At 56.6% G+C, this 19,579-nt stretch carries 19 protein-coding genes; 10 read left to right on the top strand and 9 right to left on the bottom strand.

From position 1 onward, the window contains the following. Positions 1-28 precede the first annotated feature (28 nt). From ITX55_RS22250 to ghrB, 6 genes are all read left to right on the top strand, one after another. Positions 29-691 carry an OmpA family lipoprotein gene (locus ITX55_RS22250; protein ID WP_108680009.1) on the top strand — a complete coding sequence of 221 codons (663 nt, stop codon included), beginning with the start codon at positions 29-31 and terminating at the stop codon, positions 689-691. 123 nt (positions 692-814) lie between these two features. Next, entirely contained in the window at positions 815-1,849 is a 1,035-nt protein-coding gene (locus ITX55_RS22245) for a LacI family DNA-binding transcriptional regulator (protein WP_004933951.1), read from the top strand. Positions 1,850-2,014: 165 nt separating this feature from the next. Then, positions 2,015-2,767 (top strand): sugar phosphate isomerase/epimerase, encoded by a 753-nt coding sequence (locus tag ITX55_RS22240; protein ID WP_033652313.1) that lies wholly within the window; start codon positions 2,015-2,017, stop codon positions 2,765-2,767. A 7-nt stretch (positions 2,768-2,774) separates the two neighbouring features. Beyond that, positions 2,775-3,740, top strand: a complete 966-nt coding sequence (locus ITX55_RS22235) for a sugar kinase (RefSeq protein ID WP_033652338.1) — start codon at positions 2,775-2,777, stop codon at positions 3,738-3,740. Positions 3,741-3,879: 139 nt separating this feature from the next. Beyond that, positions 3,880-5,148: an MFS transporter gene (locus ITX55_RS22230; protein ID WP_033645131.1), complete on the top strand. Its 1,269-nt coding sequence runs from the start codon at positions 3,880-3,882 to the stop codon at positions 5,146-5,148. Positions 5,149-5,221: 73 nt separating this feature from the next. Further along, positions 5,222-6,199 (top strand): glyoxylate/hydroxypyruvate reductase GhrB, encoded by a 978-nt coding sequence (gene ghrB / locus ITX55_RS22225; RefSeq protein WP_033645132.1) that lies wholly within the window; start codon positions 5,222-5,224, stop codon positions 6,197-6,199. Between the two features lie 67 nt (positions 6,200-6,266). On the opposite strand, the gene ITX55_RS22220 is transcribed toward ghrB, so the two are convergent. The 5 genes from ITX55_RS22220 to ITX55_RS22200 form a co-directional block, all read right to left on the bottom strand. After that, on the bottom strand, positions 6,267-7,217 hold the full coding sequence (locus ITX55_RS22220; protein WP_096242698.1) for a hypothetical protein: 951 nt from the start codon (positions 7,215-7,217) through the stop codon (positions 6,267-6,269). Further along, positions 7,207-8,469, bottom strand: coding sequence for an ATP-grasp domain-containing protein (locus tag ITX55_RS22215; RefSeq protein ID WP_060660114.1), 1,263 nt, complete (start codon positions 8,467-8,469; stop codon positions 7,207-7,209). Before ITX55_RS22215 ends, ITX55_RS22220 begins: the two co-directional genes overlap by 11 nt. A 103-nt stretch (positions 8,470-8,572) precedes the next feature. Next, on the bottom strand, positions 8,573-9,511 hold the full coding sequence (locus tag ITX55_RS22210) for a phosphotransferase (RefSeq protein ID WP_080273428.1): 939 nt from the start codon (positions 9,509-9,511) through the stop codon (positions 8,573-8,575). 5 nt (positions 9,512-9,516) lie between these two features. Beyond that, positions 9,517-10,656, bottom strand: coding sequence for a PLP-dependent aspartate aminotransferase family protein (locus tag ITX55_RS22205; RefSeq protein WP_033645136.1), 1,140 nt, complete (start codon positions 10,654-10,656; stop codon positions 9,517-9,519). A 79-nt stretch (positions 10,657-10,735) separates the two neighbouring features. Next, positions 10,736-11,515 (bottom strand): 2OG-Fe dioxygenase family protein, encoded by a 780-nt coding sequence (locus ITX55_RS22200; protein WP_033645137.1) that lies wholly within the window; start codon positions 11,513-11,515, stop codon positions 10,736-10,738. A gap of 1,013 nt (positions 11,516-12,528) precedes the next feature. Between ITX55_RS22200 and ITX55_RS22195 the strand changes: the two genes are divergently transcribed. The 3 genes from ITX55_RS22195 (at position 12,529) to ITX55_RS22185 (ending at position 14,454) form a co-directional block, all read left to right on the top strand. Further along, positions 12,529-13,779, top strand: a complete 1,251-nt coding sequence (locus ITX55_RS22195; protein ID WP_047025992.1) for a valine--pyruvate transaminase — start codon at positions 12,529-12,531, stop codon at positions 13,777-13,779. A 73-nt stretch (positions 13,780-13,852) separates the two neighbouring features. Next, entirely contained in the window at positions 13,853-14,074 is a 222-nt protein-coding gene (locus ITX55_RS22190) for a ribbon-helix-helix domain-containing protein (protein ID WP_025304767.1), read from the top strand. Then, the gene (locus ITX55_RS22185; RefSeq protein WP_025304766.1) at positions 14,074-14,454 is read left to right on the top strand and encodes a type II toxin-antitoxin system VapC family toxin; all 381 of its coding nucleotides are present in this window, start codon (positions 14,074-14,076) and stop codon (positions 14,452-14,454) included. Before ITX55_RS22190 ends, ITX55_RS22185 begins: the two co-directional genes overlap by 1 nt. 10 nt (positions 14,455-14,464) lie before the next feature. On the opposite strand, the gene ITX55_RS22180 is transcribed toward ITX55_RS22185, so the two are convergent. The 3 genes from ITX55_RS22180 to ibpA all read right to left on the bottom strand — a co-directional run bounded on the left by ITX55_RS22180 (position 14,465) and on the right by ibpA (position 17,239). Further along, positions 14,465-16,123 (bottom strand): putative transporter, encoded by a 1,659-nt coding sequence (locus ITX55_RS22180; RefSeq protein WP_033652317.1) that lies wholly within the window; start codon positions 16,121-16,123, stop codon positions 14,465-14,467. A gap of 167 nt (positions 16,124-16,290) precedes the next feature. Then, positions 16,291-16,719: a small heat shock chaperone IbpB gene (gene ibpB / locus ITX55_RS22175; protein WP_004933922.1), complete on the bottom strand. Its 429-nt coding sequence runs from the start codon at positions 16,717-16,719 to the stop codon at positions 16,291-16,293. A 106-nt stretch (positions 16,720-16,825) separates the two neighbouring features. Continuing rightward, positions 16,826-17,239: a small heat shock chaperone IbpA gene (gene ibpA / locus ITX55_RS22170; protein WP_004933919.1), complete on the bottom strand. Its 414-nt coding sequence runs from the start codon at positions 17,237-17,239 to the stop codon at positions 16,826-16,828. Between the two features lie 309 nt (positions 17,240-17,548). On the opposite strand from ibpA, the gene ITX55_RS22165 reads away from it, so the two are divergent. Continuing rightward, positions 17,549-17,896, top strand: coding sequence for a YceK/YidQ family lipoprotein (locus tag ITX55_RS22165; protein WP_016929593.1), 348 nt, complete (start codon positions 17,549-17,551; stop codon positions 17,894-17,896). Between the two features lie 30 nt (positions 17,897-17,926). Here ITX55_RS22165 and ITX55_RS22160 read toward each other — a convergent pair whose 3' ends face one another. Beyond that, positions 17,927-19,207: a DUF3748 domain-containing protein gene (locus ITX55_RS22160; protein WP_033645140.1), complete on the bottom strand. Its 1,281-nt coding sequence runs from the start codon at positions 19,205-19,207 to the stop codon at positions 17,927-17,929. Between the last annotated feature and the right edge of the window lie 372 nt (positions 19,208-19,579).

Raw genomic sequence — 19,579 nt, 5'->3', positions numbered from 1 at the left:
AGATATTGATGCCATTAAGGACAAGAACATGAAAAAACGCATTGTAATTATTGCCGGCGCAGTGAGCGTCGCGCTCACGCTGTCGGCCTGTACCACCAACCCTTACACCGGCGAATCCGAAGTCGGCAAGTCCGGCATCGGCGCGGGCCTCGGGGCCGCACTGGGCGCCGGCGTCGGCGTACTGTCCTCTTCCAAGAAAGATCGCGGCAAGGGCGCGCTGATCGGCGCGGCGGCCGGTGCGGCGCTCGGCGGCGGCGCTGGCTATTACATGGACGTGCAGGAAGCCAAACTGCGCGACAAGATGAAAGGCACCGGCGTCAGCGTCACCCGTCAGGGCGACAACATCGTGCTGAACATGCCGAACAACGTGACCTTCGACAGCAGCAGCGCCACGCTGAAACCGGCGGGCGCCAATACCCTGACCGGCGTCGCCATGGTGCTGAAAGAGTATCCGAAAACCGCAGTCAACGTCATCGGCTACACCGACAGCACCGGTTCCCGTTCGCTCAACATGAACCTGTCGCAGCAGCGCGCCGATGGCGTAGCCAGCGCGCTGATCACCCAGGGCGTGGCGGCGAACCGTATCCGCACCGCCGGTGCCGGCCCGGACAACCCGATCGCGTCCAACAGCACCGCGGAAGGCAAGGCGCAAAACCGCCGCGTCGAGATCACCCTCAGCCCGCTGCAGTAATCCCGCGCGGGCGCCACCGGCGCCCCGCCCCTTCCCTGCGATTTTCTCCTTATCCTTCAACATTCCCGCCCGCACGCCGGGTATGGTAGTCTCCTTGGCAATTAACCGCAGGAGGGATCGGCTGTGAGCACTGTCAAGGCAACGCGCGCCTCAGGACGCGCCACCATCAGCGATGTAGCGAGCATCGCCAAAACCGGCAAGACCAGCGTGTCACGCTATCTGAATGGTGAACAGCACCTGCTTTCCGACGATCTCAAACAGCGCATCGAACAGGCGATCCAGCAGCTCGACTACCGCCCAAGCCAGATGGCGCGCAGCCTGAAGGGCGGCCAAACGCGCCTGATCGGCCTGATCCTCGCCGATATCACCAACCCCTATTCGGTGGACGTGATGCGCGGCATCGAGGCCGCCTGCCGCCAACACGGCTTTACCCTGCTGGTGTGCAACACCAACAACGAAGTCAATCAGGAACAGCACTACCTGCAGCTGCTCAGCAGTTACCGGGTGGAAGGCATCGTGGTCAACGCGGTCGGCATGCGCGAGGAAGCGTTATCCACGCTGCAACAGTCGATGCTGCCGATGGTGCTGATCGACCGCAAAATCCCCGACTTCGCCTGCGACGTAGTGGGCCTGAACAACCGTGAAGCCGCCACCGTCGCCACCGAGCACCTGCTGCAACAAGGCTTCGAAGCGATCCTGTTCCTCAGCGAACCGCTCGGTACGGTCAATACCCGCCTGGAACGCCTGCACGCCTTCAGGCATACCATGGCGCAGCACCCTGCGCTGCTGGCGGAGCAGGCCGAAACGCCGCTCAACGATCGGCAAAAACTGGAACAGGTGCTGAGCGATTTCAGCGGCCGTCATCGCGGCATGCGCAAGGCGGTGATCTCCGCCAACGGCGCCCTGACGCTGCAGGTGGCGCGCGCCATGCGCCGGCTCGGCATCCAGTGGGGCAACGACATCGGCCTGCTGGGCTTCGACGAGCTGGAGTGGGCGGAACTGGCGGGCGTCGGCATCACCACGCTGAAACAACCCACCTACCAAATGGGGCACGCGGCGCTGGAGCGGCTGGTGCAGCGTATTCAGGGTCTGGCCGCCCCCAGCGGCGAGCAGATGTTCTCCGGCGAGCTGATCGTCCGCGGCTCCACCACCCGCTAACCCGCCTTCTCCGGGGCCTTAACCGCCCCGCCTTCATCGGCTGTTTTTTGCTCAGCTTCGTGATTGCGATCATATTTTTACACTCTGTCGCTTTCTACTGGAACCGGTTCCATTTAACGTACCGGTAACAGCAGCGGCGGCGACAATGCCGCCTCAGGAGTCAAAATGAAAACAGAAATCATCGTGGTCACCGGCGCCTACGGCGCCGATACCGTCAAACAACAGGGCGGCCAGCGCGCGCTGTTGCCCATCATCGCCGGCGCGGGCGCCGACGGGGTGGAGATCCGCCGCGAACTGTTCGCCGCCGGCGAGCTGGACAGCCTGCCTGCGCTGGCCCAGGAGATAGAACGCCAGCAGCTGTTCGCCGTCTATTCCGCCCCTGAGGCGCTGTTCACTCCGCAACATACGCTGAACCCCAACCTGCCGGCGCTGCTGGCGGAAGCGCAGGCGCTGAACGCGCGCCAGCTGAAGCTCTCCCTCGGCCATTTCCGCCCCGGCTTCGATTTTACCGAGCTGAAAGTGGCGCTGGAGCAACATCCGGTCAAACTGGTGGTCGAGAACGACCAAACGCCGGACTGCGGCATTTTGTCGATGCTGAACGCCTTTTTCCATGCAGCGGAAGATAGCCACCTGCCGGTCAGCATGACCTTCGATATGGCCAACTGGCTGTGGGTGGGGCAAGACGCCTTCGCCGCCGCCGAGCGCCTGGCCCGCCACGTCGGTTACGTGCACGTCAAGGCCGCGACGCAAGGCCCGCGCGGCTGGCGCGCCATTGCGCTGGACGATACCGACGGCAGCTGGCGCGATCTGCTGGCCCGCCTGCCGCACGATGCGCCGCGCGGCATCGAATTCCCGTTGCAGGGTGATGACCTGGAAGCCGTCACCCGCCATTACGTCAATATTTTGCGTGCGGAGTAACCCCATGATGACAACGTTAACGGCAACGACGGCGCAGCAGGCGCCCCTGGATGTGGTCACGCTGGGTGAAGCCATGGCGATGTTCGTGGCGGCGCAGACCGGCGATTTGGCGGAGGTGGAAACCTTCACCAAACGCATCGCCGGCGCCGAACTGAACGTGGCGATCGGCCTGGCCCGTCTGGGCATGAACGTCGGCTGGGTCAGCCGCGTCGGCAACGACTCGTTTGGCCGCTTCACCCTGCAGCAGCTGAAAAAAGAAGGCATCAACTACCGGCAGGTGACGGTCGACGGCCACTATCCCACCGGTTTTCAGGTGAAATCCAAGACTATCGATGGTACCGATCCCAGCGTGGAATATTTCCGTAAAGGCTCGGCGGCCAGCCGCCTGTCAGTCGCCGATTTCAACCGCGAATATTTCGGTTCCGCGCGCCACCTGCACCTGAGCGGCGTGGCGGCGGCGCTGTCCGGCGAATCGCTGGCGCTGTGCCACCATGCGGCGCGCGAGATGCGCGCCATGGGCAAAACCATTTCGTTCGATCCCAATCTGCGCCCGGTGCTGTGGCCCAGCCGCGAGGTGATGATCGAGCAGCTGAACCAGCTGGCGTTCGCCGCCGACTGGGTGCTGCCGGGGTTGAAAGAGGGACAGATCCTCACCGGCCAGTCGACGCCGGAAGGCATCGCCGATTTCTATCTGGAGCGCGGCGTGCAGGCGGTGATCATCAAAACCGGCCCGGACGGCGCCTGGTTTAAAACCGCCGCCGGCGATAAAGCGGCGGTGGCCGCGGTCAAGGTCGACAACGTGGTGGATACCGTAGGGGCGGGTGACGGCTTTGCCGTCGGCACCCTCAGCGCCCTGCTGGAAGGCAAAACGCTGGTACAGGCGGTGCAACGCGGCAACAAAATCGGCTCGCTGGCGATCCAGGCCATCGGCGATAGCGAAGGCCTGCCGACCCGCGCAGCGCTGGCCGAATAACAATAAAAAAACGACTTCTCCGCATGACGTCAGCCTCTGGCCCTACAACCGGGACGCGTCGGGAGAGCATCTGCCCCTTCGTCTTTCATGCCCAACGAGCTGGGCGAAGGGGATGCAACACCACTGAAGGATACTGAACATGAACAAAGCGACTGTCGCGGCCAAACGCTGGTGGTACATCATGCCCATCGTGTTTATCACCTACAGCCTGGCCTATCTCGATCGCGCCAACTTCAGCTTCGCCTCCGCCGCCGGCATCAATGAGGATCTCGGCATCACCAAGGGCATGGCCTCGCTGCTGGGCGCGCTGTTTTTCCTCGGTTATTTCTTCTTCCAAATTCCCGGCGCCATCTACGCCGAGCGCCGCAGCGTCAAAAAACTGATCTTCTGGTGCCTGATCCTGTGGGGCGGCTGCGCCTCGCTGACCGGCGTGGTGAGCAATATCCCGATGCTGGCCGCCATCCGCTTTATCCTCGGCGTGGTGGAAGCGGCGGTGATGCCGGCAATGCTGATCTACATCAGCAACTGGTTCACCAAATCGGAGCGTTCACGCGCCAATACCTTCCTGATCCTCGGCAACCCGGTGACGGTGCTGTGGATGTCGGTGGTGTCCGGTTACCTGATCCACGCCTTCGGCTGGCGCGAAATGTTCATCATCGAGGGCATTCCGGCGGTCATCTGGGCGTTCTGCTGGTGGGTGCTGGCGAAAGACAAACCGGCACAGGCCGGCTGGTTGAGCGCCGATGAGAAACAGGCGCTGCAACAGCAGCTGGACGAAGAACAGAAAGGCATCAAGGCCGTGCGCAACTACGGCGAAGCCTTCCGTTCGCGCAACGTGATCCTGCTGTGCGTGCAGTACTTCGCCTGGAGCATCGGCGTATACGGCTTCGTGCTGTGGCTGCCTTCCATCCTGCGCAGCGGCATGCAGATGGGCATGGTGGAAGCCGGCTGGCTGTCGGCGGTGCCTTACCTGGCGGCGACCATCGCCATGATCGTGGTCTCCTGGGCGTCGGACAAAATGCAAAACCGCAAGCTGTTTGTCTGGCCGCTGCTGCTGATCGGCGCGCTGGCGTTCTTCGGCTCTTACGCCGTCGGCACCAACCATTTCTGGATCTCTTACGGCCTGCTGGTGGTCGCCGGCGCCGCGATGTACGCCCCTTATGGGCCGTTCTTCGCCATCATTCCGGAAATGCTGCCGAAAAACGTCGCCGGCGGCGCCATGGCGCTGATCAACAGCATGGGCGCGCTGGGTTCGTTCTTCGGTTCCTGGTTCGTCGGTTACCTGAACGGCGCCACCGGCAGCCCGGCGGCTTCCTACATGTTTATGGCTATCGCACTGGTGGTGGCGGTGGTGTTGACGCTGATCGTCAAGCCCGCCCGCAACGAGATCCAGCCGCAGATGGCTTGATCCGGTTATACTTTTTCTCTGTCAATAAACCCGAGGGGGCGCCAGGCCCCCTTTGGCCCAGCTGGAGTTCGTGATGAAACCTTCTATCGTATTGTACAAAAGCCTGCCCGCCGACCTGCGTGAACGTCTGGAACAACACTTCACCGTACACGCGTTCAACGGCCTGCAGCCGGAGAACCGCGAGGAACTGCGCCAGGCGTTGCAGCAGGCCGAAGGGATCATCGGTTCCGGCGGCAAAATTGACGAAGCCTTCCTGCAGCAGGCGCCCAAACTGCGCGCGGCTTCGACCGTTTCCGTCGGCTACGACAACTTCGACGTCGAGGCGCTCAACGCCCATAACGTGCTGTTGATGCACACCCCGACGGTGCTGACCGAAACCGTCGCCGACACCATCATGAGCCTGGTGCTGGCGACGGCGCGCCGGGTGGTGGAAGTGGCGGAACGGGTCAAGGCCGGCGAATGGCGCGGCAGCATCGGGCCGGACTGGTTCGGCGTCGACGTGCACCACAAAACCATCGGCATCCTCGGCATGGGCCGCATCGGCCTGGCGCTGGCGCAGCGCGCGCACTTCGGCTTCGGCATGCCGGTGCTGTACAACGCCCGCCGCACGCACGAAGAGGCGGAGCAACGCTTCAACGCCCGCCGCTGCGATCTGGATACCCTGCTGGCCGAGTCGGATTTCGTTTGCATCACGCTGCCGCTGACCGAACAAACTTTCCATCTGATCGGCCGCGATCAGCTGGCGAAGATGAAGAAAAGCGGCATTCTGATCAACGCCGGCCGCGGGCCGGTGGTGGATGAGCAGGCGCTGATCGAAGCGCTGCAAAACGGCGTGATCCACGCCGCGGGGTTGGATGTGTTCGAGAAGGAACCGCTGCCGGCCGACTCGCCGCTGCTCAGCATGCCGAACGTGGTGGCGTTGCCGCACATCGGCTCCGCCACCCATGAAACGCGCTACGGCATGGCCGCCTGCGCGGTGGATAACTTGATCGCGGCATTGACCGGCACGGTGAAAGAAAACTGCGTCAACCCGCAGCTGTTGCAGAAATAACTTATCGAGGCCGGCGATCTGCGGATCGCCGGCCTCGCCGCTTTTTGCGGCTGTCGACGGAGTATTTTCACTCCGTCAAACTCACGGGCTTCCCCCTTATCTTGCTGACGACAAATTTGCCCACGTCGTCATTGGCGATCAGCATGACCAGCAGCAGCATCACCAACACCGCCAGTTTCATATGGCTGTAGGCTATCGACGGGTCAAAAGCCTCCAGCAACAGCGTAATGCAGGGTGAAACATTCACAATAATGTTGGTGGTCAAGGCGCTGGTGAGTTCAATACCCTTTTGCAGCATCCATAGCGGCAATATATTCCCTAATATGACGATGATCGGCAGGTACATCCAGAAGCTGGATTGCGTCGTTGCCAATACGCCTTCGCTCGGCAACATCAGCGCGCAAACGCCAATGAGCAAGGGAAATCTGAACGACTGAATATTGACGGCGTTAAACGCTTGTTTGGACAATGATTTTGCAATATAGGTGCCGACAGCCATACAGGTTGAGGTGACGAGACACACTAAGCCAAGCGCCAGAACAAATAGGGTGTTTGAATCGAAGGGGTTAAAACGCTGCCCTTTCACGGCCAATATCATCAGCACGGCGACAATAAAAGCCAGCATCACGGCTATAACGATGTTTTTTACACCCACCGAATTTCGGTTATAAATCTCAATGAAAACAGAAATGATCGGGCTCAGTCCAAAAAGCATGGCCACCAGAATGGAGGGCTCCGTCCATTTCAACCCAACGAAAAGCCCAACCCAAGCTCCCAGCGTAGAGATATTCAATAATAGAATTAACTTCCAGGCGTTGAGGCAAGCTCGCAGCTTGACGGGGAAAAACAGCACGGAGATCACAAAGAAACCGAGCCAGGTCAAGGTGAAAGTCCAAAACAATAATACGAACAGATCGATGCTCTGCAACAAACCTGAGAGAAAAACATCTATGGCCGCACCCAGGATGCAATATCCAAGAATGTACGTTGGGCCGGACGCCTTGATTTTACTGTTCATAGACTTCAAACATGCCCTTACTTTCAAGGCCAACGATATATTGATAGTCGGCATTGAGCTGATCGGCGCAACGGTGGCTTAACGCAATCCAGCCCGGAGAGCTGTAAACGTCCGTCGTGAGTTTTATTTCCTGATCAACATCCGGCAGATTTGATTTCTTGTAGGATGGCAAACCGGCGATGGTATCGACATGCTTAACGGCCTTGATAGTGCCAGCGCTAAAAGATATCAGCTCTTTAATTTTTAAATAGTTTAACGGTTTATATTCCTCTGCGACCGCTTCCAGGAATGCCTCGGTTGAACACACGCTCAGTACCAGTTCGTCAATCTGCGTGCGCTTCAACGCCAGGGATGACAACGCCGGAAAACCCGCGCCGTGCGGTCTGGCCCCGGTTTCAATTAGCGTCCAACCGTCTTTGGTTAAAAACAGTTCCGAGTGCGCTGCGCCAAACGTGATCCCTAAAGCATCCAGACAGCTAAAGATGTAATCTTTGAGCTGAGCGTGATTCTGCGCATCGAAGGAGGTCAGTTCGGTGAACTCACAGATGGAATCGGCCCCGTTGTAACTGCCCTTGCCCATCTTCCATATCGCACAGATCTTGTGACGGCCTTGATAACTGACAGTATCGACGACGTACTCTTCCCCCTCAATAAAAGGCTGCAGAATAATGACTTCATTTTTTAAATTGAGCTGATTGCTTTTTTTGAACAAATCACCCGAATGAGCTTCAACTTCTTCAACCGTTTTGCAAACAAAAACGGAGTCCGTGCCTGCACTGTCAACGGGTTTTAGGACCAGCTTCCGGTATTTTTTAAACAGCTCGGTCGCATATTGCGTGGCGTCTTTAAGGGTAGTTAACCGGTGCGTGGGGATATGATTGATCGCGCTATTTTTCAAGCACTCCTGCATCAGGTATTTATTCCTGCGAGAACGGCTCGTGCCGGTATCGTTACCGGGCAGGTCCAGAAGCTCAGCCAGATGATCTGCGAGTTCAATGCCTGTTTCACAGCCTGCAATCACCGCGATAACATCATACTCTTGCAATTGATTGAGGATCTCATCCCCTGTGTATTGCAAACTGATAAAGAAATCATCCCCTCTGTAGCTATTCAGCAGCTTCGCCGGGATATCTTCTCGACTTTGAATGTGCGCGCACCCGTATCCTTTTTTATTGAATTCCGGTGCCACATCATTTCCGGATGAGTAGGCGTCAACGAGGATGACGATTTTTTTCGTGTCTTTGATGTCCATGCAGCGGGTTACTCCGTACTATAATCAGGGCCGAATATTAACGTTCGATTGTCTTGGCGTCGAATTTACGCTCGACGCCCTTTTACTTTATGAAGGGAACGTGTCAGCAAATTTGTGAGAAGTCGGTGCGTTCAATACTTTTAGCCAAGCTTGTCATTTCGCGATATTTATCAGATTTATCACCACCCGGCTGATAGATTCTATACCGCCAATAACGCCAAAGAGATGTCAGGATGGCGGCGTATTCCGTATAGGTTTTCAACACCTTAATTTCGCGCGCTTCAAGCATTCTTATAGAATTATAACCCGCGATGATATGCTTCGCTTTTTCCGGCGACAGCGTCCCATTGATGCCGCAGGTGCCGACAATCGCCATGGCGATATCGAAAACGGAGTGATAAATACAGGTCAACTCAAAATCTATCATGCCGACGAACTGCTCGCCTTCAAACAGCATATTGTCGTAGAAAAGATCGGAGTGGATGACAGAGGTAGGCAAGCCGCTGATGCGTTCTACGGCAAGATGCCTGAGTCTGTCTTTGGCCCAGCGCTCATAATCCTGATCGATATTGGCATCGAGGGCATCCATGAACTTTTTCTGCTCATAGAAGACTGAGTCTGTTAAGAAATTAGGGACGGGGATCGTATGCAGTTTCGCCATGGCAACGCCGAGCTGCCTGAGCATATGCTCGTTGAAATCCCGGCGGACGGCGCCATCCATATAGGTTCTTAATAGAGAGTGCTTGCCCCTTAATATAATTGAATAGCTTTCTTGCCCTTTGGGTTTGACCAGCAAGGAGGTCTCATAATCATGTGCTTCCAGCCATACCAGCGTCTTTGCCATGATCTCAACGTCATCACGGCTTTGCTCTTCAATAATGCTGAAAACACAGCGGCCGATATCCGTTTCGAGGCAGTAATTGGTATTGCCGGATCCCATCCCCAAGAAGGCGCTGCTTTTTACCGTCAGCCCATAAAGAGATTCTATGCGGTGAACTTCATCACTATTCAACGTTGAGCCTGTTTGCATTTCTAATTCCATATCATTCACTTGAGCGCTTGATGCAAATCTTCATACAAGTCATTAACGTCTTCGATGCCGACTGACATTCGTATTAATTGCCTCGTAATCCCTGATTTTTTCTGCTCCTGCTCGCTAAGACTTCTGAACGACGATGAGGCCTGATAAGGCGAGTTCAGCGTGGTCTCCAAATCCCCCAAACTGTTGGAAGGGACGATGAGATTTAACTTCTTCTGAAAACTTGTCGCGTCAAACCGCGGAGCGATTTCAAAGCTGACCATGCCGCCGAACCCCCGCATCTGTTCGCGGGCTACGCTATGATTATGATGACTCGGCAACCCCGGATAGAACACGTTCGTCACATTAGGGTGCTCATTTAAACGGCTGGCCAGTTCCATCGCGTTGCGGTTAATGGCATTCATTCGAATGGCCAACGTGCGCAAGCTTCGCTCAAGCAGATGACATGACTGCGCGTTCAGACACCCGCCAAAGTCATTCATATATTCGGCCATTGCAGCAATGGACTCTTCACTGCCGACAGCCACGCCGCCTGACACATCGCCGTGGCCGCCCAAAAACTTGGTGGCGCTGTGCAATACCAAATCGACGCCATATTCCAGAGGGTTTTGGTTGATCGGCGTCGCCACGGTGTTATCAATAATGGTGAACACCCCCCGACTCTTGGCGAATCGGGTCAATAGCTCAATGTTCAGAATTTTAAGCAATGGATTAGTCGGTGTTTCGATATATATCATTCGCGTATTCGAATGGACTAATGCGATGATGCTCTCTACTTCACAACTCTCCGAAACGCTGTATGTGATGCCTAATTTTGCAAAATGATTCTGTACAAACTTGAGCGCACCTGAATACACGCCGTTTTGTAAAACAATATGGTCACCGGCTTTTAAATGCGAAAGCATCGCCGTCGCGAAAGCCGCCATACCGGAACTGAATACCAGAGCGGCCTCACCACCGCTTTCCAATGCGCACATCTTCTCGGCAACGGCGCGCTGATTGGGTAAGTTACCATGTCTTGGATAGACATCTTCTGTCATATCAAGATGCTTGTGAGAACTCGCGGAGAATAGCGGAGAAAGAATGCCACCATGCATTTCGTCGATAATGGTCCCGCTGTGAACGGCAAGAGTTTCTTTTGCTAACACGGTTACTGCCTATTTTCGAGTATCAGGAAGTGGGGGGCATGCCTTGAATAAAGGATCCCCCCGTTCATGTGAGTCTTTATTACGATGGGTTATTTGGCACCGCGAACATCGGGGTGAAATCGATTAATATGACATCGCGGAAGCCCACCTTACCGTGCCCATCCACATGAACCGGTTTCACCTGGTGCCAGACTAGATCATCAACGATGCCGATGGAGTCCAGCGGTTTGAGCATCGCCTCATTACACAGGATGTTCGTCTTGGTGTTATCTGTAATGATGTTCTCACCGCCAGAAACACCATCACGATTGATCAAATGTATCCAGGTGCAAGGCTCGCCATCCTTATGAAGTCGATTCGGTACGGAAATCCCCGGCGCATCAACCGTCGCTTTCATTCTGATGAAGTGAATGCCGACCTCCATGGGAATCGTGGAAGCATACTCATGTAACGGGGAATTTTTAAAATCATGCAGGACAAGCGACGTGATCAGATTATTTGACAAAATTTCGTTTGGGACAGGCTGAAACTTCCTTGCCTCCTCAACGACTTCATCATTAAATCCGACATCTTGTTTGTAACTGTAGGCGTGTTCGGAAGATTGAGGAATCAAGAGATTAAAGCAAGGTAAAAGCACATATTTACTGTGCTGCCGATAGCGCCCCGCATTTTCACCGTAGGGATCCAGAGCAAGCGTATCGAAATGCCGCTGAATAATACTTAAGTCTGATTTTTGCGCATCGGTAAGGTTAAAGTCATCCGAAGCCAATTTGCAATACCCTACATCTGTCATCATGGGGTATGCGCTCACACGGCACTCAAGTGTGTTCTCAAACTCTTTAATGTTACCACGAATCATCGTGCAATCTTCCTTTTTACTCTGATTGGAATAACGACATATTGATGTTCACCGCAATGCTCATGAACATTGAACAGCAAATGCTTCCCTGTTTTTCAAGTGAAGTAATTCATCTCACAAATAAAAGAGCTTGATTATTTATTCTTTAAACTTCCTGCACGCTAAAAAGTGCGAAAGAGAATTTTATAGATTTCTTTTCCACTTATTTATCGAAACCAGACTTGCGCTGTTTTTCATTGCTACCTGACCTCATCTCACTTGTACGCGGTGAGCGAAAGTCTACGCTGCATACGGGTTTTCAAATGACGCCAGGTGAATCGGCGCGAAACCTTTATCCTCCAACCCTACCCACCTAATGGGCTGCGATGCCTGGCGATGCGCATCTGCCGGACACAGAGCGCCCTACCCTGGCGTTACGCCGCTGAATGCTATTTGCGGCTCCCTCGCGGGCAGTATGATTAGTGTTTTTTATACAAAAAAGCCGATTTTCGGCAACGGCAACCTACATGCCCCATGCTGGCCAGCAGGAGACACCTCTCATCAAACCGATTACTCTGTAGATAGACAAGGACGAAACTGGCAACTAACTATGGTCAGCCAAGTAAAACCGCCTTGAAAGCCGTGCTTTTGGCATGGCTTCATCCACGCTACCGCACTACTCATTCCTTCCCGAGCATTAGTTTAGATAATCTTTATTGTTAAGCTAAATTTAACGGATGCGGAAGTTACTCGATATGGTTATAAATTGCCATAGTGTTAATGAAATGCAGCGAAAAAGTGTGATCTGGGTCGGGACCGCAAAACCTGTGCCAACCCTAAGATCGCGTGGCTGAAAGGTTGAGGCGATAATGATGTGGGCCGGCGAACGGTCATAATAATCCAGCGTAATATGCTGCTAATCGAACGCAGGGCAAAACTTGTGCCCACCGGTCGATTTGTCAGCCGCATTGCAGCGGGGTTTATCTGGCGGTATGGTGGGTGATTACCTGCTAAAAAACAGTACTGCTGCACCTATGACTTTCTCACTTTTCGGCGAAAAATTTACCCGTTATGCGGGCATTACCCGTTTGATGGACGACCTGAACGAAGGCCTGCGCACCCCCGGCGCCATCATGCTCGGCGGCGGCAACCCCGCACAGATCCCAGAGATGGAAGCGTATTTCAAACAGCTGTGCCAGGAGATGCTCGACCAGGGCAAACTGACCGAAGCGCTGTGCAACTACGACGGCCCGCAAGGCAAGGACGCGCTGCTGAAAGCGCTGGCCAATCTGCTGCGCGACGAGCTCGGCTGGGAGATCTCGCCACAGAATATTGCACTGACTAACGGCAGTCAGAGCGCGTTTTTCTACTTGTTCAACCTGTTCGCCGGCCGCTACGCCGACGGCTCGCGCCGCCGCGTGTTGTTCCCACTGGCGCCGGAATATATCGGCTATGCCGATGCCGGGCTGGATGAAGGGCTGTTCGTCTCCGCCAAACCGAACATCGAGCTGCTGCCGGACGGCCAGTTCAAGTATCACGTCGATTTCGAACATCTCACCATCGGCGATGACATCGGCATGATCTGCGTTTCACGGCCGACCAACCCGACCGGCAACGTGATCACCGACGAAGAGCTGATGAAGCTCGATCTGCTGGCGCAACAGCGCGATATTCCGCTGGTCATCGACAACGCCTACGGCGTGCCGTTCCCCGGCATTATCTTCAGCGACGCCACGCCGCTGTGGAACCCAAACACCATCCTGTGCATGAGCCTGTCCAAGCTCGGCCTGCCCGGCTCGCGCTGCGGCATCGTGATCGCCGACGAGAAGGTGATCACCGCGCTGACCAACATGAACGGCATCATCAGCCTGTCCCCAGGCAGCATGGGGCCGGCGATGGCGACGGAAATGATCGAGCGCGGCGATCTGCTGCGCCTGTCGAACGAGGTGATTCGCCCGTTTTACAAACAGCGCGTCGAGCACACCATCGAGATCATTCGCCGCTACCTGTCGCCGGAACGCTGCCTGATCCACAAACCGGAAGGGGCTATCTTCCTCTGGCTGTGGTTTAAGGATCTGCCGATCACCACCGAAGTGCTGTATCAGCGCCTGAAAAAGCGCGGCGTGCTGATGGTGCCCGGCCACTACTTCTTCCCGGGACTGGAGCATGAATGGCCACATACCCACCAGTGCATGCGCATGAACTACGTGCCCGATCCGGAGAAAATCGAGCGCGGCGTGGCTATTCTGGCGGAAGAGATCGAACGCGCACATCAGGAAGGCTAACGCCGACTGATTGAAAATCGACCGACAAAGATATACGATGCATATATCGTATATCTTTTTTGGAGGGCCAACGATGACTCGCATCGTGATCGATTTACCTGAAGAAGACCTGCGGCAGCTCGATAATCTGAAAAATATCCGCCACGTTCCCCGGGCCGAAATCATTCGTCAAGCAGTCTCCCGCTATCTGACGGAGAACCACGTGGAAGATCCCAGCAACGCTTTCGGGCTCTGGTCCGGGGCGATGGGAGATGGCGTGGAGTACGAAAATCGTCAGCGCGAGGAGTGGGAATAATGGTGGCTCAACGGGCGTTATTCGACACCAATATCCTGATCGATTATCTCAACGGCATTCCTCAAGCCAGGGACGTTCTGGTCGAGTATCACATCAATCCGGCCATCAGCGCCATCACCTGGATGGAAGTGATGGTAGGTGCTAAAAAACAGGGTCCGGCACTGGAGCTGAAAACACGTCAGTTTTTAGGGCAATTTCTGCTGCTGCCTATTACCGATGAAGTCGCCGAACGCGCCGTAGAACTGCGCCACTCACAGCATGTGAAACTGCCAGACGCCATTATCTGGGCCACCGCGCAGGTGGGATTCCGGATGCTCATCTCCCGCAACCCCAAAGATTTCGGCACTGACAATGGCGTGTTGATGCCTTATCGGCTGTAGACGATCCGCACTACAACGTCCAGAACAGCACCGCCAGCAGCTGCGGCGACATGATGCGCAGGAACATCGCCAGCGGATATACGGTGGCGTAAGACAGCGCGGCAGCGCCGCTGGTGGGATGCAGGCCGTTGGCGAACGCCAGCGCCGGCGGATCGGTCATCGACCCCGCCAACATGCCGGACAGCGTCAGATAGTTCATCTTGCCCACCGTGCGCGCCAGAATGCCGACGCTCAGCAGCGGAATGGCGGTGATCAACGCGCCATAACCAATCCATGTCAGCCCCTCGCCATGCAGCAACGTATCGATAAAATTGCCGCCCGATTTCAAACCGACCACCGCCAGAAACAGCACGATGCCCAGTTCGCGCAGCGCCAGGTTGGCGCTCGGCGGCATAAACCAGTACAGCTTGCCGATACTGCCGATGCGCCCCAGGATCAGCGCCGCCACCAACGGCCCGCCGGCCAGCCCCAGCCGCAATGCCGCCGGGAAGCCGGGCACAAACAGCGGAATGGAGCCCAGCAGCACTCCGAGGCCGATGCCGATAAAGACCGGCAGCATCTGCACCTGCTGCAGCTTTTGTTGGGCGTTGCCGACGATTGCCGTCACCGCGTCGATGGCCTCCGGCCGGCCGACCAGGTTGAGAATATCGCCAAACTGCAGCGTCACGTTGCTGCCGGCCACCAGCTCCACGCCGGCGCGGTTGAGGCGTGAAATCACCACGTCATATTTCTGCTTCAGGTTCAGATCGCGGATTTTTTTCCCCAGCACCTGCTCGTTGGTCACCGCCGCCCTCACTACCTGCAGCGCAGTGCCGCGCGTGGACAGCGAAGCGTCAACCTCTTCGCCGATCACCAGCCGGGCGTTCTCCAAATCTTCGCGTTTGCCCACCAGGTGCAGATAGTCGCCGAGCTCCAGCCGCTCATGCGGCGCCGGCACCATCAGCAGCTCGCCGCGCTTGAGGCGCGAACAGACGATCGCTTCACCGTTGAGCAGCGGCACGCTTTTGATCGCCATGCCCTGCAGATTGGGGTTACGCACCGCCACGTTCATGGCATGCAACAGCTCGCGCTGATTGCCCAGGCTGCTTTCAAACGCCTGCGCCTCGCGCTCGATGTTGATGCGGAAAACCAATCGGATCAGCCACATCACCAGCAGGATGCCGCAAATGCCGAACGGATAGGCCATGGCGTAACCCATGCCCATGCCGTCCACCAACGCCGGATCGGAACCGAGATCGGTCAGGATTTGCTGACCGGCGCCCAGCGCCGGCGTGTTGGTGACCGCGCCGGAGAACACGCCGAGGATGATCGGCAGCGGCACGTCGAACAGCTTGTGCACCGCCGCCGCCACTGCGCCGCCGGTCAGCACCAGCAGCACCGCGAAGGCGTTGAGCCGCAGACCGGAGACGCGCAGCGAAGAGAAGAAGCCGGGGCCAACCTGAATGCCGATGGTGTAAACGAACAGGATCAGGCCAAACTCCTGGATGAAGTGCAGCATGTCCCCGTTCAGGCTGATTTGCCCGCTCTGGGCGAAGTGGCCGACCAGGATGCCGCCGAACAGCACGCCGCCAATCCCCAGCCCGACACCGTACAGCTTCCAGTTCCCCATCCACAGCCCAATGACGGCCGCCAACGCCAACATGCTGACGGTCAGGGCGATATCGCTCATAGGTCACATCCTTGCCAAAGTTGAACATGGGATTTGCGGACATAGACACACAATTAACAAGGATTATGGCATCGGGCAGACGGGGGGACTGTGGCGTGCGCCACATAACGCAACGGGGGAGATCCGTCTGGATCTCCCCCGCATGATGATGACCGTTTTTCAGTCGGTTATTTGGCTTCCAGCTCCGGCGTCGCGCCGATGGCGATGCGCTGAGGCTGCAAGGCTTCCGGAACCTGACGCACCAGATCGATGTGCAACAGGCCATTTTCAAATTTGGCCTCGGATACCTGCAGGTGTTCCGCCAGGGTGAAGGTCAGCTGGAACTCTTTGCACACCAGCCCCTGATGCAGGTACTCGACCTGTTTTTCCGGCGGCGTGGGTTTACCGCTGACGGTCAGCCGCGGCCCTTCCACTTCGATATTCAGTTCGCTCTGCCGAAAACCGGCCAGCGCCAGAGAAATGCGGTAGTGATTGTCATCGCTTTTCTCGATGTTATACGGCGGGAACCCCTGGGGTTCCTGGCCCCCCATGGAACTGGCCAGTTTATCAAAACCAATCCATTGACGCAGAAGCGGGGATAGATCGTAATTACGCATAGGAACAACTCCTTTCATTAAGCGAGATGTGTTTATTCAGCCCCCTGACGGCGGGCGGATTATTACTGCATATTTGCCGACAGCGTTCCTGCCGGCGAAAACGGAATTATTTAATTTCGATACGGCGCGGTTTTAATGTTTCCGGCACGATGCGCTGCATATCGATATACAGCAGACCGTTTTCCAGTTTGGCGCCTTTAATTTGAATATGTTCGGCCAGCTGGAATTTACGCTCGAAATTACGCTCAGCGATGCCCTGATATAAATAGGTTTTTTCTGCCGGTTCGTTATTGTGCGCACCGCGCACGATAAGCAGATTATCTTGCGTGGTGATCTCCAGCTCCTGCTCGGCAAACCCGGCTACCGCAATGGCGATGCGATAATGATTTTCGTCCACCAGCTCGACATTATAAGGGGGATAACCGCCGTTGCCCTGGCTCTGGCCGGCCTCCAGCGCGTTGAACAGGCGATCGAAACCAATGGCGGAACGGTATAGCGGAGAAAGATCGAAATTACGCATAAAACAGCCTCCTAAGGCACTTCAGCGAGGTTGAAATAAATACGCCTTCCATTCTGGACAGGCTAATTAAGCCAGAATTCCCTTACGGCAAATTCTCAATCCGGCTCTGATGATAAAATGGGGGTTGATTTCATCAATTCAACGGGCGAGGATCAAAAAAAGCGCTTTTCGGTTAGGTGAAAGTTTTTTTACCACTTACACTAAAGTGAGAGAGCCGCCACAGAGCGGGATTTTGCTTCTTTTAAAGCAGCAACAGGATGTTATAAATCAGCTTAATTTAGGGGCACAGCAACCCTGCAGGATGGATTAATGACGACGATGAAAGCGATAGCGACGGGCTGCATGTTGTTGGCGACCAGCGGTTGCTCCAGCGTGATGAGCCATACCGGCCCGAATCAGGGTTACTATCCCGGCACCCGCGCCAGCGTGGACATGCTGAAGGACGACAACACCAGCTGGGCGATGATGCCGCTGGTGGCGCTGGATCTGCCGTTCTCCGCAGTGATGGATACCGTGCTGCTGCCTTACGACTATCTGCGTTCAGGCAATGACGCCACCGCAGACTCGCCAAAAGCGCGCATCCTGCGCAGCGAGCAACAGAATCTGGCGGCAACCGGCAACCCCGGCGAGGGCAACGACAGCACCGCCACACACTAATCACGCACGCAGCGGGCCATCAGGCCCGCCTTACGCCTCAACCACAAAGATCTGGTTGAATCCGGCAATCTCGCGCATAAATGCCACTTTCTTGCCATCCGGCGAAAACACCACGGCATCCCCCGACGGCGGCTGCACGCTGCGCTGCGTTAAACGCTGCAGGCGGCCGCTGGCGACCTCACACAGCATCACGCTGTTGTCACACACCAGGGCTATCGTCCCGCCCTGCGGGTGCCAGCTGAACGCCGACTGGATGTCATGCTCGCCGCGGCTGACCTGGCGCGGCTCACCGCCGTTCGGCGACACCGTCCACAGTTGCACCACGCCGCCGTCATCCTTCATCAGAAAAGCTATCTGGCTGCCGTCCGGCGAGCTGCGCAGCCAATGGCGCGGCGCACCGACCACGCCCGGAAAACGGCGTTCTCCGGTAAAGGTCACCCGCCGCTGCCTGACGCCAAGCGGCGGCGCCGGCAGCTCGCTTTCCGTCCCCTGCAGCGGCACCGTGCCGGCCCTGGCGTAGTCGGCGTCGTTCTCCGGCAGATCGACGATAAACACCTCCGGCAGTTTCTCGCCGGCGGCGGACAGCGTATCGCCGATGAACGCCAGCGCCCAACGTTGCCGACTGCCGTCGGCCTTACGGTAGCCTTCGCGGCCAATCCAGCCTTCTTCGTAGGCGCGATTGATCTGATCGCTGCCCGGCTGCGGCTGCGGCACGGTCTCGCTAACCAGCACGCAATAGTGGCTGCCGTCATATTCACGGGGATGCTGTTTCGGCGGATTGACCCCGTGCAGCGGCACGGCCACGCCGACGTTGCGCAGATCGCGCGCCGGATCGCATTCATGCATCACGTGATCGTTGTAGGTAAAGCTGAGGCGGCTGCCGTCCGGGCTGAAAACGTGCACATGGCTGCCGCCGCGCAGCGCGCCGGGCGTGTAGGGCGCCGTGATATCCAGCGCGTCGAGGGTAATGGCCAACTCGCGATCCGGTTCGCTGACGATCACCCCGCGGCGGTGATGAAAATCATACTGCCAGGCGCTGTCCGGGTGTTCCGGGCCGTGGATGAAGACGTAACGCGCCGGCGCATCGGGGCTGACCGTGACCACGCCGACGTGTGCGCCGTGCTGGGCGCGATAAACCACTTCCACCGCGCCGCTGGCGACGTTAACCCGCTCGATGCTCAGGCCGGTGAAAGAGGCGCCGCGCGGGCGCACGTCATAAGCCAGCCATTGGCTGTCCGGCGTCCAGACGTTGATATTGGTTAACTGATGCCCGCGTGGGTCGAAAGTCAGTTGTTTTTCCCGATGGCTCATGGCGGCTCTCCTGCGCATGCTGGCACTGAACGGCCATCTTACCGGATCGGCAGCCGCGTTTCATATGGCCGGCGAGGACGAGCCGGGGGCTTTCCCGCGTCGAAATTTCCATGAGACTTATCCGTTAAGCCTATCGACGACGCCGGCAGGAAATAAACGCCCGGCTAGCCGGCCCCATTCCTGATGGGGAAACTCAACGACGCCCAAACGGTATAAGTAAAGGAAGCGAGCATTATTTTATTGATTATCCTTCTCCTCATTAAATACGCCCACAGCGGCACCTTACTTAACGCAAATAAATAAAAAATTGTGCCGCTAAACGCCCAGTAATGTTTATTTTCACCGCATACGCGATGCCGTACCCCCGCCATT

The sequence above is a fragment of the Serratia sp. EWG9 genome, assembly GCF_019913725.1.
Classification (GTDB): domain Bacteria; phylum Pseudomonadota; class Gammaproteobacteria; order Enterobacterales; family Enterobacteriaceae; genus Serratia; species Serratia ureilytica.
The sequence above is the reverse complement of the archived record's forward strand: the minus strand, read 5'-3'. Positions and strand labels throughout refer to the sequence as shown.